The organism is Paenalicyclobacillus macrosporangiidus (genome assembly GCF_900116805.1).
Lineage (GTDB): Bacteria > Bacillota > Bacilli > Alicyclobacillales > Alicyclobacillaceae > Alicyclobacillus_H > Alicyclobacillus_H macrosporangiidus.
On record NZ_FPBV01000006.1, the window covers coordinates 1 to 13,355 of the forward strand.

12 protein-coding genes and 1 rRNA gene are annotated in these 13,355 nt (G+C 63.4%); 12 read left to right on the forward strand and 1 reads right to left on the reverse strand.

Features of this window, described 5'->3' with window-relative positions:
• Positions 1–94, forward strand: a 5S ribosomal RNA gene (rrf, locus tag BM357_RS06460); the annotation flags it as partial.
• Positions 95–259: 165 nt separating this feature from the next.
• Here rrf and BM357_RS06465 read toward each other — a convergent pair.
• On the reverse strand, positions 260–850 hold the full coding sequence (locus BM357_RS06465; RefSeq protein WP_074950832.1) for a TetR/AcrR family transcriptional regulator: 591 nt from the start codon (positions 848–850) through the stop codon (positions 260–262).
• A 446-nt stretch (positions 851–1,296) separates the two neighbouring features.
• On the opposite strand from BM357_RS06465, the gene BM357_RS06470 reads away from it, so the two are divergent.
• From BM357_RS06470 to gltX, 11 genes are all read left to right on the forward strand, one after another.
• Positions 1,297–1,794 (forward strand): CtsR family transcriptional regulator, encoded by a 498-nt coding sequence (locus BM357_RS06470; protein ID WP_074950834.1) that lies wholly within the window; start codon positions 1,297–1,299, stop codon positions 1,792–1,794.
• 31 nt (positions 1,795–1,825) lie between these two features.
• Complete coding sequence (locus tag BM357_RS06475) at positions 1,826–2,362, forward strand: UvrB/UvrC motif-containing protein (RefSeq protein ID WP_074950836.1); 537 nt, start codon at positions 1,826–1,828, stop codon at positions 2,360–2,362.
• A gap of 13 nt (positions 2,363–2,375) precedes the next feature.
• Positions 2,376–3,455, forward strand: a complete 1,080-nt coding sequence (gene mcsB / locus BM357_RS06480; RefSeq protein ID WP_074950837.1) for a protein arginine kinase — start codon at positions 2,376–2,378, stop codon at positions 3,453–3,455.
• Positions 3,452–5,896 carry an ATP-dependent Clp protease ATP-binding subunit gene (locus BM357_RS06485; RefSeq protein ID WP_074950839.1) on the forward strand — a complete coding sequence of 815 codons (2,445 nt, stop codon included), beginning with the start codon at positions 3,452–3,454 and terminating at the stop codon, positions 5,894–5,896. Before mcsB ends, BM357_RS06485 begins: the two co-directional genes overlap by 4 nt.
• Before the next feature lie 188 nt (positions 5,897–6,084).
• Positions 6,085–7,461 (forward strand): DNA repair protein RadA, encoded by a 1,377-nt coding sequence (radA, locus tag BM357_RS06490; RefSeq protein ID WP_074950841.1) that lies wholly within the window; start codon positions 6,085–6,087, stop codon positions 7,459–7,461.
• Positions 7,462–7,464: 3 nt separating this feature from the next.
• On the forward strand, positions 7,465–8,544 hold the full coding sequence (gene disA / locus BM357_RS06495) for a DNA integrity scanning diadenylate cyclase DisA (protein ID WP_074950843.1): 1,080 nt from the start codon (positions 7,465–7,467) through the stop codon (positions 8,542–8,544).
• Between the two features lie 50 nt (positions 8,545–8,594).
• Positions 8,595–9,323: a CDP-diacylglycerol--serine O-phosphatidyltransferase gene (pssA, locus tag BM357_RS06500; RefSeq protein WP_074950845.1), complete on the forward strand. Its 729-nt coding sequence runs from the start codon at positions 8,595–8,597 to the stop codon at positions 9,321–9,323.
• Positions 9,324–9,489: 166 nt separating this feature from the next.
• A complete protein-coding gene (locus BM357_RS06505) occupies positions 9,490–10,575 on the forward strand; it encodes a PIN/TRAM domain-containing protein (protein WP_074950847.1) in 1,086 nt (361 codons plus the stop codon).
• Between the two features lie 25 nt (positions 10,576–10,600).
• Positions 10,601–11,338 carry an IspD/TarI family cytidylyltransferase gene (locus BM357_RS06510; protein WP_074950849.1) on the forward strand — a complete coding sequence of 246 codons (738 nt, stop codon included), beginning with the start codon at positions 10,601–10,603 and terminating at the stop codon, positions 11,336–11,338.
• Positions 11,335–11,829: a 2-C-methyl-D-erythritol 2,4-cyclodiphosphate synthase gene (ispF, locus tag BM357_RS06515; RefSeq protein WP_074950851.1), complete on the forward strand. Its 495-nt coding sequence runs from the start codon at positions 11,335–11,337 to the stop codon at positions 11,827–11,829. The genes BM357_RS06510 and ispF overlap by 4 nt, the downstream gene beginning before the upstream one ends.
• A complete protein-coding gene (gene gltX, locus BM357_RS06520; RefSeq protein ID WP_074950853.1) occupies positions 11,826–13,295 on the forward strand; it encodes a glutamate--tRNA ligase in 1,470 nt (489 codons plus the stop codon). Before ispF ends, gltX begins: the two co-directional genes overlap by 4 nt.
• The last annotated feature ends 60 nt before the right edge of the window (positions 13,296–13,355 follow it).

Sequence of the window (13,355 nt, forward strand, 5' to 3'; positions counted from 1 at the left end):
AACACGCGTACCCATCCCGAACACGACCGTTAAGCCCTCCAGCGCCGATGATACTAGGGGCGGGAGCCCCTGGGAAAGCAGGACGCCGCCAGGCGAGAGAGAAGGCCCGGAATGCACGGTAAGGTGCAGACCGGGCCTTCTGCTGTGTGTGGGGGATGGGCAGTCGAGACGGGGTGGCTACGGAGCGGATAACGCACTGAAACCGTCTTATGGCACCTGACTCCCTCACACCGCCGCCTCACGGCACGGCCTCACGGCGTCAGGCGTTGTCCACCGGCGTCCCCGCCAGGAGTCCGCGCAGGAACACGTCCGAGAACACCTGCGCAATTTGTTCCGCAGTCATCTCTCCGGATGTCTTGTACCAACGGTACACCCAGTTACAGGCCCCCAGCAGCGCCAGCGCTGCCAGTTTCGGATGCTGTGTCCGGAATTCGCCCGTCTCCTGTCCTTCACGGATGATATTGGTCCACAGTTCCAGGTAGCGGTCCGTGAGCGACTGAATCACCTTGTGCTGGTCTTCGCCGAGCGAAAAAGCTTCGCGCAGCAGGACCGTCGTCGTCTGCAGGTTGGACACCGACACCGTGATGTGGTTTTCGATAGCACGCACCAGCTTCTCCCGGGCGGACAGGTCGGACGCAATGACCTGTTCCAACTGATGATTAAAATCACTGATGGCCTGATGGGCAATCTGGAGCAAGAGGTCTTCCTTGGAATGAATGTAGTGATACAGGCTCCCTTTCTGGAGTCCCACTTCATCCGCGATGTCCTGCACAGAGGTCGCATGATACCCCTTCTGCTCAAACAGCTTCACAGCCGCACGGGCGATCTCTGCCTGTTTATTGGAAGCCATACCCTTCGACAACCTTTCTCCCTGAAATCTCTCCGAACCTGCCGAGAAGCAGATGTGTATCGTGCGTTCAGGCATCCCGCTGCATGAGAGTTCCGGTATTTCTGTCGGACGAGATCGCTGGCCGTCCGTGCCAAACCGTCCATCGTCTGCAAATGTGGCGACGTCAAGCACTACGGCATACCGTCCGGCACTCATCCGTAACCGGCCACGCCAACCGGAGACTGACGACAGTATACCAGAATCCTCTGCCGACCGGTGAAGGCCCGGAGCCCGGGTGGGGTGAATGTGCACCGCCTGCGCGGGAAAGGCTGAAAGACAGGTGCTTGCACTTTTTCGCCCGTGCGCTATAATTAAGGTCAGAAATGGTCAAAGTCAACATCAGTCAAGGTCAGGTATCCGGTGCGGGATACTGCAGACCGTATGGAGACGGGTGGTGAAGCGGTGCATTGGGGAACAATATTTCTGACATCATCGAACGTTACCTCAAGAGGATTCTGCAGCAAAGCCAATCCGGTGTCATCGAAGTGCAACGGAGTGAATTGGCCGAACTGTTCCAGTGCGTCCCTTCGCAGATCAACTATGTGATCAGCACCCGTTTTTCGGTCGATCACGGTTATGTCGTCGAGTCCAAGCGAGGGGGCGGCGGGTACATTCGGATCCGCCGGATCGATCTCGACGAACACGCGCCGTTGGTCTCACTCGTCCGATCCATGGGCAGCACCATCAGCCAACGGGAAGCGGAGAGCGTGATTGACCGGTTGCGGCGGGAGCAGGTCGTCAGCGAGCGGGAGGCGGCCATGCTGCGTGCGGCCGTCCGGCGCGAGGTCCTGAATGTCGACCTGCCCTATCGCGATGAACTGCGCGCCCGGTTGCTGACCCAAATGCTGCTGGCTCTGTCCGCCGCAGTGCAACGCGCCGAGGACGACGCCAGGCCACAGCGGTGAGGCGCCGAGGGCGACGAGGAGGGTGAAACCTGTGCTGTGTCAACGGTGTCAACAGCGTCCGGCCACCGTCCACTTCACGCAGGTGATTGGCGGTGACAAGACCGAATACCATTTGTGTGACCAGTGCGCCCAGGAGAAAGGCGATCTCTTGAGCAAGGCGGCCCAGGCGTTTTCCTTTAACAGCTGGAATCCGTTTCAATTCAACCAGTTGCTGAGCGGCCTGTTGAACATGGAATCCTCGCCGGGATTCTCGAGTCCGCCGTTGACGCAACTGCGCTGCGACCACTGCGGATTGCCGTACAGCCAATTCACCAAGACCGGACGCTTCGGCTGTCCGCACTGCTACGACAGTTTTGAAGCGAGGCTTGAGCCGATGCTCCGGCGGATCCAGAGCAACACGACGCACACCGGAAAGGTGCCGTTGCGTGCGGGCGGACAAGTCAAGGTGAAGAAAGAGCTGCAGCGGCTGCGGCGGGAATTGCAGCAGGCGGTCAGCCTCGAGCAGTTTGAGCACGCCGCCCGGCTGCGGGATGAGATCCGCAGGTTGGAACAGCAGTTGGAGGAATAAAGGGGGGCTGGGCATGTCACTGGGTGAATTTCTGCAGCGCGCCACGAGTCCCTGGATGCGAGAGGGCGGCCCGCAGGACGACATCGTGCTGACCAGCCGGGTTCGCATTGCCCGCAACCTCGAGGGCGTCCCGTTTCCGCAATTGGAAACGGACAGCCACGCAAACCAGGTGATTGAACGTGTCGCCACGGCGTTGAACAGTCCTGCGATGCGGAAACTGGGAGATTTTGAATTGGTCCGCTGCTCCAATCTGACCCCCCTCGACCGGGCGGTGTTGGTGGAAAAGCACCTCATCAGCCGTGACCTCGCCGAAGAGGCGCGGCACGGTGCGGTGGCGCTGCGGCAGGATGAGGTCATCAGCATCATGGTGAACGAGGAAGACCATCTGCGCATCCAATGCATTCTCCCGGGGATGCGGGTCGACGAGGCGTGGCGTCTGGCCAACACGGTCGACGACGCGCTCGAGTCCGAGTTGACGTGGGCCTTTCACGAGCGGTTGGGGTACTTGACCGCATGCCCGACCAACGTGGGGACTGGAATCCGCGCTTCGGTGATGATGCACCTGCCTGGGTTGGTCATCTCCGGCCAGATCAACCGCTTGTTGTCCGCCGTGTCACAGGTGGGCTTGACCGTCCGCGGTCTGTACGGAGAGGGCAGTGAGGCAGCCGGGAATCTGTTTCAGGTGTCGAACCAGGTGACGCTGGGGGAATCGGAGCAGGAGATCATCCAGAATCTGACCGGGGTGGTGTTGCAGCTTATCGATCACGAACGCGCCGCGCGCAAGGCGCTGCTGCAGGCGAACAGAGAGGCGCTTGAGGATCGCGTATGCAGATCCTTCGGCATCCTGGCCTACGCGCGCCGGATGGATTCCAAGGAGACCCTGCAACGGTTGAGCGATGTCCGGTTGGGCATCGATCTCGGCATCATCAAAGGCGTCTCCTCCCGCATCCTGCAGGAGCTTTTGGTCATGACGCAACCGGCTTTTCTGCAAAAGTATTTCGGACAAGAGCTGTCCCCGGAGGAACGGGACGTCCGTCGGGCGGCCCTCATCCGCGAAAGGCTCAGACTGGACGATATGGAGGTGCGTGGTTGATGTACACTCGGTTCACGGAGCGTGCGCAGAAGGTGTTGGCGCTCGCGCAGGAGGAAGCGACTCGGCTCCATCACCCCGGTGTCGGCACGGAGCACATCCTGCTCGGATTGGTCCGCGAGGGGGAGGGGATTGCCGCCAAGGCCCTGCAGGCTCTGGGTGTCAGCGCCGAAAAGGTGCAGGCCGAGGTGGAGAAGATCATCGGCCCCGGCCAGAGCCCCGTCAGTGCCATGACGTACACGCCGCGCGCGAAGCGCGTGATTGAGCTGTCCATCGACGAAGCCCGCAAGCTCAACCACTCGTATGTCGGCACGGAGCACATCCTGCTCGGCCTCATCCGGGAGGGCGAGGGCGTCGCGGCCAGGGTGCTGGCGAATTTGAATGTGAGCCTCAACAAGGCGCGCCAACAGGTGTTGCAACTGCTCGGCGGGGACGCGGCGGATGCGGCCGCCGACAAGGACACCGGCGCCGGGACTCCGACGCTGGACGCGCTGGCGCGGGATCTCACGCAGATGGCCCGGGACGGCAAGCTCGATCCGGTGATCGGCCGCAGCACCGAGATCGAACGCGTGATCCAGGTGCTCTCCCGCCGGACGAAGAACAACCCAGTGCTGATTGGCGAACCGGGTGTCGGCAAGACGGCGATCGCCGAGGGCTTGGCGCAGCGCATCGTCAACGGCGACATCCCGGAGACGCTGCGTAACAAGCGGGTGATGGTGCTCGACATGGGGACCGTGGTCGCCGGGACGAAGTACCGCGGCGAATTCGAGGACCGGTTGAAGAAGATCACGGAGGAGATCCGGCACGCAGGCAACGTGATTCTCTTCATCGACGAGTTGCACACGTTGATTGGCGCCGGCGGCGCAGAGGGGGCCATCGACGCGTCGAACATCCTGAAGCCGGCGCTCGCACGGGGCGAGCTGCAGTGCATCGGCGCGACGACGCTTGACGAGTACCGCAAGCACATCGAGAAAGATGCGGCACTGGAACGCCGGTTCCAACCCATCATGGTGGACCAGCCGACACCGGAGGAGGCCATCCAGATCCTGCGCGGTCTGCGCGACCGGTACGAGGCACACCACCGGGTGAAGATCACCGACGAGGCGCTGGAAGCCGCCGTGCGGCTGTCCGACCGGTACATCACCGACCGCTTCTTGCCGGACAAGGCGATTGACCTGATTGACGAGGCCGCCTCCCGCGTGCGCCTTCGCACCCACACCGCGCCGCCGAATCTGAAGGAGTTGGAAGCGCGGCTGGAGCGGGTGCGGAACGAGAAGGACGCCGCCGTGCAGAGCCAGGAATTCGAAAAGGCCGCGGCGCTGCGGGACGAGGAGCAGAAACTGAAGAAGGAGCTGGAGGACCGCAAGGCCGAGTGGAAGCGCCGCCAGAGCGATCACGACGTGCAGGTGACGGCCGAGGACATCGCCCACATCGTGTCGGCGTGGACGGGCATCCCGGTCAAGCAGCTCGCCCAGGAGGAGTCCGAGCGGCTGATGAACCTGGAGAAGATCCTGCACGACCGCGTGATTGGCCAGGACGAGGCGGTGACGGCGGTGGCGCGCGCCATCCGGCGGGCGCGGGCGGGGCTCAAGGATCCGAAGCGCCCCATCGGATCGTTCATCTTCCTCGGACCGACGGGCGTCGGCAAGACGGAACTGGCCCGGGCGCTGGCGGAAGCGATGTTCGGCGACGAGGACGCGATGATCCGGATCGACATGTCCGAATTCATGGAGCGCCACTCGACAGCCCGTTTGGTCGGCGCGCCTCCCGGATACGTCGGCTACGAGGAGGGCGGTCAACTGACGGAGAAGGTGCGGCGTAAGCCGTACTCGGTGGTGCTGCTCGATGAGGTGGAGAAGGCGCACCCGGAGGTGTTTAACATCCTCCTGCAGGTGTTGGACGACGGCCGCCTCACCGACGGCAAGGGGCGCACGGTCGACTTCCGCAACACGGTCATCATCATGACGTCCAACGTCGGCGCGGAGACCATCCGCCGCGGCGGATCGCTCGGGTTCAAGCCGGACACCAGCAGCGAGTACACCGACATGAAGACGAAGGTGTTGGATGAACTGAAGCGGACGTTCCGGCCGGAGTTCTTGAACCGCATCGACGAAATCATCGTGTTCCATCCGCTCAGCGAGGAACACATCGCGCAGATTGTCGACCTGATGGTGCGCGACCTGCAGAAGCGGCTGGCGGAGCAGAACATCTCGTTCACCCTGACCGAGGAGGCGAAGAAGTTCCTCGCCAAGGAAGGGTTCGATCCGCAGTACGGCGCCCGTCCGCTCAAGCGCGCCATCCAGCGGCATATCGAGGACCGGCTGTCGGAGGCGCTGCTTACGCAGCAGGTCAAACCAGGGGATTGGGTGGAGTTCGGCACGGATGGGAAGACGTTGGTGATCCAGCAGGTCCGCCCGGCGGAGTCCCCCGTCCCCCAGGCCTGACCGGGGCCAGGAGGCACAGCGCAGGAGACCCGCGGTTTGACCGGACATCGGGCCGCGGGTCTTCCTGTATTTCGGCCGCTTCCGCGCGTCGTGCAGATCTGCCCGGCGCGGGGATCGTGTGCGATGGCGAATGCCAGGACCGCCGGCTTCCGGTATGATGGAGAACAGGCGAGAGCGGAGGTGGCGGGGTGGCCAAGACGAGCACCAAGTATGTCTGTCAATCGTGCGGGTATGAAGCCGTGAAATGGCACGGGCGGTGCCCGGGGTGCGGGGAATGGAACACCATGGAGGAGACGCTGGTGGAAGCGCCGCGCGGCCGGGGCCACCTGCGCGACTTGGTCCCGGGCGCGCCCGAGTCCCGGGCGCAGCGCATGAGCCAGATTCCACCGGCGTCGGAGCAGCGGTTCAGCACCGGCATGAGCGAGTGCGATCGCGTGTTGGGCGGCGGGGTCGTGGCCGGGTCCCTCGTCTTGATCGGCGGGGATCCGGGAATCGGGAAGTCCACGCTGCTCTTGCAGATCGCGCACCATCTGGCGGTCGCGGGCCGGCGCGTGCTGTATGTCTCCGGCGAGGAGTCGGCGGGGCAACTGCGGCTGCGCGCGGAACGGTTGGAGACGATGCACGAGAACGTGTATGTGCTGGCGGAGACGGACCTGGAGGCCGCACTGCGGGCGGCGGACGAATTGCGCCCGGACCTGCTGATTGTGGACTCCATCCAGACGGTGTACCGTCCGGGGATGACGTCCGCGCCCGGGAGTGTGTCCCAGGTGAAGGAATGTACCGGGCTCCTCCTGCGCGTGGCCAAATCTTTCAATCTGGCGACCTTTATCGTCGGGCACGTCACGAAAGAAGGGAATCTGGCAGGACCCCGCATGCTTGAACACATGGTTGACGCGGTACTATACTTTGAAGGAGAACGTCACCATGCGTACCGTGTGCTGCGCGCGGTGAAGAACCGGTTTGGATCGACCAACGAACTGGCCATCTTCGAAATGAGACAGGAAGGTCTGCGGGAAGTCACCAACCCGTCCGAGATGTTTCTGTCGGAGCGTTCGGAGCGGACTCCGGGGTCGGCGGTCGTCGCCGCATTGGAGGGCTCTCGGCCGCTCCTGCTTGAGGTTCAGGCCCTGGTGACGCCGAGCAGTTTCGCCGCTCCGAGGCGCATGGCCACCGGCGCGGACCCCAACCGCACCCACCTGATCATCGCGGTCTTGGAAAAGCGGCTGGGCATCCGCCTGCAGACGTCGGACGCCTATGTGAACCTGGCGGGCGGTGTGCGCGTCGATGAACCCGCTATCGACCTGGGCGTGGCCATGGCGCTGGTCTCCAGCAGCAAGGACGTTCCGCTGCCGTCCGGTGACGTCTTCGTCGGCGAAGTCGGCCTGACCGGAGAAGTCCGATCCGTCACGCGGTTGGAACAGCGGGTGCGCGAGGCTGACAAGCTCGGATTCTCCCGCTGCATCGTCCCCGCCCACAGCCTGCGCGGGTGGCGGCAGAAGGGGAACATTCAAGTGGTCGGTGTTCACACGCTCTGGGACGCGATGCATCTCGCACTGCAGGGGTGAACTATGCGCGAGGATTCCAAGCGGGAAGCTGCAATTAATAAAATTCTGCGGATGGTGGCACCCGGCACCGTGTTGCGCGAGGGCATCGAGAACATCCTGCGAGCCAAGACCGGAGGCCTGATTGTGGTCGGCGCCTCGGACACGGTGCTGAGCTTCATCGACGGCGGATTTCCCATCCAATGCGACCTGACGGCCTCCAACCTGTATGAGTTGGCCAAGATGGATGGCGCCATCATCGTCAGCGACGATCTCAAGAAGATCCTGTACGCGAACACCAACCTCAATCCGGATCACACCATCCACACCACGGAGACGGGCACGCGCCACCGCACCGCGGAGCGGGTGGCGAAACAGACGGGCCAGCTGGTGATCTGCATCTCCCAACGCCGCAACGTGATCACGCTGTACCAGGGAAACTTCAAATATTCCCTGAAGGACATCGGGGTCATCTTGAACAAGGCGAACCAGGCCATCCAGACGCTGGAGAAGTACAAGGCGGTGCTGGACCAGGCGTTGACCAACCTCAGCGCGCTGGAGTTCGAAGAGTTGGTGACACTTCAGGAAGTAACCCTGGTCCTGCAGCGATTTGAGATGGTGTTGCGCATAAAATCGGAGATCAAACGGTACATTACGGAGTTGGGCAGCGAGGGCCGGTTGATCAGCATGCAGCTCGACGAACTGGTGTCGCGGGTCGACGAGGAGGCGTATCTTCTGGTGAAAGACTACGCCTTGTTGGAACCGGACGAGACCCCGCATCAGGTGTTGTCCGCCATCCACGACCTGACGTCGGAGGAGTTGTTGGACGGGCACACGCTGGCGAAGCTGCTGGGCTATCCGAACACCAACAACATCGGGGATGAGCCGGTGTCTTCGCGCGGGTACCGCATCCTGAACAAAATTGCCCGCCTGCCGCAACCGGTGATTGAGAACCTGGTTGAACATTTCAAAGACCTGTCGCACATCTTGGCCGCATCCATCGAAGAACTCGACCAGGTCGAAGGCATCGGTGCGGTACGCGCGCGGGCCATCCGGGACGGACTGAAGCGGATTCAGGAACAGGTGTTCATCGATCGCCACATTTGAGCGGCCGCCGCTGCCGGGCGTACGGCGTCGCAATCCCAAGGAGGATGAGCATGCTTATCAAAATGGTGCCCAGTCTGTTGACCGTCGGCAACCTGGTGCTCGGGATGGTGGCGCTGGTGCTGGCCCTGCAAGGGTTCACCGCGGACGCGGCGCTCCTTGTGGTCATCGGCATGGTGTTGGACGGCATGGACGGCCGTGTCGCCCGCTGGCTGCGGGCGGAGAGCGCCTTTGGCAAGGAACTCGATTCGCTGTCGGACATCGTGACCTTCGGCGTCGCCCCTGCGCTGATCATGTACGAGGTGGTGCTTCAGAACGAGGGCTGGCCGGGGCTCGTGCTGGCGACGCTGTTCCCGGTGTGCGGGGCGTTGCGGCTGGCCCGCTTCAACGTGCAGACGAAGTCCACCCATTACTTCGTCGGGCTGCCCATCACCGCTGCCGGCGGCATCCTGTCCACGATGGCCCTGTACAAAAACGTGCTCTACCCGTCCGACGTGATCCTTCCCTTGGGGATGTTGATCCTGGCCCTGCTGATGATCAGCCAGGTTCGGTACCCCAATTTCAAGAAGGTCGCCTTTCCGCGTTCCGCCATCGTCATGGTCCCTCTGCTCGCCATCTTGGTCTGCGCCGTGTTTCGCTATCAACACAGCGCTGTCAATCGCCTCATCTTCATCCCCTTGGCCGTGTATGCGCTCTATGGCGTCGGGCGCATGATCCGGCGCCGCGGCGGAAAGTTCGAGGAAGCTCCGCGCGATGCCAAACTGTTCAAGGAGACCAAGTGACACGGACGGTTGGCATATCTGTCAACCCTTGTTTTTTGACGGGATCGGCGGTGGGTGTTACACTGGGTGTACCACCCCAAATATTTCTATACGCTCGTACGACTATGAGAAGGGAAGTTTGGTTCGAGTGATCTTTGCCCATACTGGTGACAGGGGGTGACGGACGATGGTGAAGAAGATGGTGCAGTTGTTCTTCGCGGTCATCGGGGTGGTGTTGGGATACGCATTTTCTCCGGACTTATTCAGGATCGTCTTTCATCTGACCTATGCTCCATTTAATTCGAAATGGTTTGGGGCTGCGCTGGGCGGCAGTATCTTCGTGCTGTCGACGGTGTGGCTGGTGAATTACGTGACCGCGCTCATCAAGTGGACGGAGGAACGGCTGCAGAAGGCTCCCCTGGCCGATATCGTCGGCGGGACCATCGGGATGGTGTTCGGGCTGCTGGTGGCGTATCTGTTCGCGCCGGAGCTGCGCGTCATCCCGGTGGTGGGCCTGCCGTTGCAGTTCTTTGTCAGCCTGCTGTTAGCGTATCTGGGCCTGCGCATCGGGTTCACGAAGCGCGAGGACCTGGTGTCGCTGTTCGCGGGCCGGCTGACGCTCAAAGAGCGGGATAAGGACAAGAGGGGCGGCGGTTACCGCCCGGGCGAGGCGAAATTGCTGGATACCAGCGTCATCATCGACGGGCGCATCGCGGACCTGGTTCAGACGGGGTTCCTGGACGGCGTGCTGGTTATCCCGTCGTTTGTCCTCGAGGAGCTGCAGCACATCGCGGACTCTTCTGACGTGCTCAAGCGCAACCGCGGCCGGCGCGGTCTCGACGTGCTCAACCGGATCCAGAAGGAGCAAAAGGTGAAAGTCAAGGTGATGGAGGTCGACTTCGAGGACCTGCAGGAGGTCGACTCGAAGCTGGTCCGGCTTGCCAAGCAGCTGCAGGGGAAGGTCGTGACGAACGACTTCAACTTGAACAAGGTCTGCGAGTTGCAAGGCGTCCCCGTCCTCAACATCAATGACCTGGCCAACGCGCTCAAACCCATCGTGCTCCCCGGTGAGGAATTGACGGTGCAGGTCATCAAGGACGGGAAGGAGTACAATCAAGGCGTCGCCTATCTGGACGACGGCACGATGATTGTCATCGAAGGCGGCCGCGAATACATCGGGGCCAAGGTGGACGTCCTGGTGACCAGTGTGTTGCAGACATCGGCCGGCCGGATGATCTTCGCAAAGCCGAAGCTGTTGGAAAAAGCGCTGTGACGTGTGTCTGGGAGTGAAGACGGGGATGGTCTACGGGATCGTGGTGGCCGGCGGACAAGGGACCCGGCTGGGCAGGAAGAAGCAGTTCCTGGACCTGGCCGGGTCTCCTGTCTGGGTACGGGCGGTACGCGCTCTCCTGGACGCGGGGGTCGCCCCGGTCTGGTTGGTGGTGCCCCGGGAGGACGTGGACAGGCTGTCGGCGGAAGCGGACGAGATGGGGTGGCCGCTGCGGGTCACGGCGGGGGGCGAGACGCGGTTTGATTCCGTGTACAACGGCCTCCGGGAAATCCATGCGTCGTGTCACGGCGCGGATGGGTCTGGCGGGACGGATTTCGCCGGTTCGCCCTCGCCGGGGTCGCCGGCTCTGGTGGCCGTGCACGACGCGGCCCGCCCGTTCGTCTCCTCCGAGGACGTGAAGAGCGTGGTGCGGACGGCCGTCCAGACCGGCGCCGCCATCTTGGCTCGGCCGTGTGCGGAGACGGTGAAGCGGGTGGAGGCGGGGTGCGTCGTGTCGACGGTTCCCCGGGACACGCTGTGGTTGGCGGAGACGCCGCAGGTATTCCGGCTCGACTGGATGTGGAACGCCTATGGCCGGGTGAACAGGCCCGGTGCGGCGACCGACGACGCGTGGGTGATGGAGCAGGCCGGCTACCGGGTGCACGTCGTGCCTTCCACGGCGGAGAACCGGAAGATCACCACGCCCGCGGATTGGGAGTACGCGCGGCTCTGGGCGCAGCAGCGCTGGGGGAGGCAGGATGGTTGATGCGCATCGGACTCGGATTTGACGTGCACCGGTTCGCGCCCGGGCGAAGGCTGGTGCTCGGCGGGGTGGAGATCCCTTCGGACACCGGATTGGAAGGCCATTCGGACGCGGATGTGGTGCTGCACGCCGTGATGGACGCCCTGCTCGGGGCGCTGGCCCTCGGAGACATCGGGCAGCACTTTCCGAATTCGGATCCCGCCTGGGCGGGGGCGGACAGCGCCCGGCTGTTGCGCACCGTGTGGGGATGGGTGCGGGATCGCGGGTACCGCCTCGGCAATCTGGATGTGGTGATCCTGGCGGAGCGCCCGAAGATCTTGCCGCACGCCCCGGCCATGCGGGCGCGCATCGCCGAACTGTGCGAGTGCGATGTGGATCGGGTGAGCATCAAGGCCACCACCATGGAGAAGATGGGATTCGTCGGCCGGGAGGAAGGGATGGCCGCCCAGGTGGTCGTCCTGCTCGAGCCATACGAGGGAGGCGTGACTCGGTGACCGTGCGCGTGCGTTATGCTCCAAGCCCCACCGGACACCTGCACATCGGCGGTGTGCGCACCGCCTTGTTCAACTACCTGTTTGCGCGCCATCACGGCGGGGCGTTCATCCTGCGAATTGAAGACACCGATTTGGAGCGCAACGTCGCCGGCGCCGAGGAAGAGATGTTGGAGGGCTTCCGGTGGCTTGGGCTGACCTGGGACGAAGGGCCTGACGTGGGTGGTCCCCGGGGGCCCTACCGTTGCACCGAGCGGCTGCCCCTGTATCGGGAGGCCTTGGCGCGGCTGGAGGCGGAAGGATGGGTGTACCCGTGCTTCTGCACGCCGGAGCAGTTGGAGGCCGAGCGGCAGGAAGCGCTGCGCGAAGGGCGCGTGCCGCGGTACAGCGGCCGCTGTCGGCACCTCAACGAGGCGGAACGCCGGGAGCGGATGGCAGCGGGTCTTCGGCCCAACTGGCGGTTCGCGGTGCCCGCGGGTCGGACGCTGACGTTTGACGACGGTGTCCGCGGCTCCGTTTCATTTGTCAGTGACGACCTTGGGGATTTCGTCGTCGTGAAGTCCAACGGGATGCCGACGTACAATTTCCAGGTCGTCGTCGATGACGCGGCGATGGCGATCACGCACGTGATCCGCGGCGAGGAGCACCTTTCGAACACGCCCCGCCAGCTTCTGATCTACGAGGCGCTCCACCTCTCGCCGCCGGCGTTCGCGCACCTGCCGCAGGTGCTGAACGCCGACCGCAAGAAACTGAGCAAGCGCGATCCGAACGTGCAGCCGCTCCATGTCTACCGGGATCGCGGGTATGTGCCCGAGGCCTTGGTGAACTTCCTGGCTTTGCTCGGATGGTCTCCGGGAGGGGAAGAGGAGCTTCTGCCCATGTCGGAGTTGGTGGCGCGGTTCGATCTCAATCGCGTCGGCCACAGCGGAGCCATCTTCGACGTGGAAAAGCTGCGGTGGATGGCGGGGGTGTACCTGCGGAAACTCCCGGTCTCTGACCTGACCCGGCTGGTGCAGGACCAACTCCGCCGGCACGGTATGGCGTTGCCGGAGGGGACGGACGCGGGGTGGCTGGAGCGGGTGGTCGCGCTGCATCAGGACCACCTGGCCTGTGCCGCCGACTTCATCGAGGAGGCGGCCGGGTTTTTCACGCCGGAGGTGGATTGGTCCGACGAGGCGCGCGCGGTGTTGGGGGAAACGGGGGCCGCGGACGTCGTCGGCATGTATCTGCAACTGGCGAAGGATGATGAGGACTGGAGCGCGGAGGCCAGCCGCGCCCGGTTCCGGCGCGTTCAGCAGGCGCTGGGCGTGAAGGGCCGGCATCTGTTCATGCCCGTGCGCGCGGCGGTCACGGGGGCCATCCATGGCCCGGATCTGCAACAGACCATCGCGTTGCTGCCCAAATTGTGGGTGCTGGCGCGGTTGGAGGCCGCCCTGCGATTGACAAAGCCGAGTGCGTCGATACAATGAGGCTTATCACTTGGTGCACAAGGTGAACTGGTACGGCGATTGGCGGGAAGAGTAAGCGGG

What these genes read in the sequence shown, in the direction of transcription:
- BM357_RS06510 (WP_074950849.1), top strand. Translation starts at nt 10,601, where the DNA reads ATGGTCTACGGGATCGTGGTGGCCGGCGGACAAGGGACCCGGCTGGGC.
- mcsB (WP_074950837.1), top strand. Translation starts at nt 2,376, where the DNA reads ATGTCACTGGGTGAATTTCTGCAGCGCGCCACGAGTCCCTGGATGCGA.
- BM357_RS06465 (WP_074950832.1), bottom strand. Translation starts at nt 850, where the DNA reads ATGGCTTCCAATAAACAGGCAGAGATCGCCCGTGCGGCTGTGAAGCTG.
- disA (WP_074950843.1), top strand. Translation starts at nt 7,465, where the DNA reads ATGCGCGAGGATTCCAAGCGGGAAGCTGCAATTAATAAAATTCTGCGG.
- BM357_RS06505 (WP_074950847.1), top strand. Translation starts at nt 9,490, where the DNA reads ATGGTGAAGAAGATGGTGCAGTTGTTCTTCGCGGTCATCGGGGTGGTG.
- pssA (WP_074950845.1), top strand. Translation starts at nt 8,595, where the DNA reads ATGCTTATCAAAATGGTGCCCAGTCTGTTGACCGTCGGCAACCTGGTG.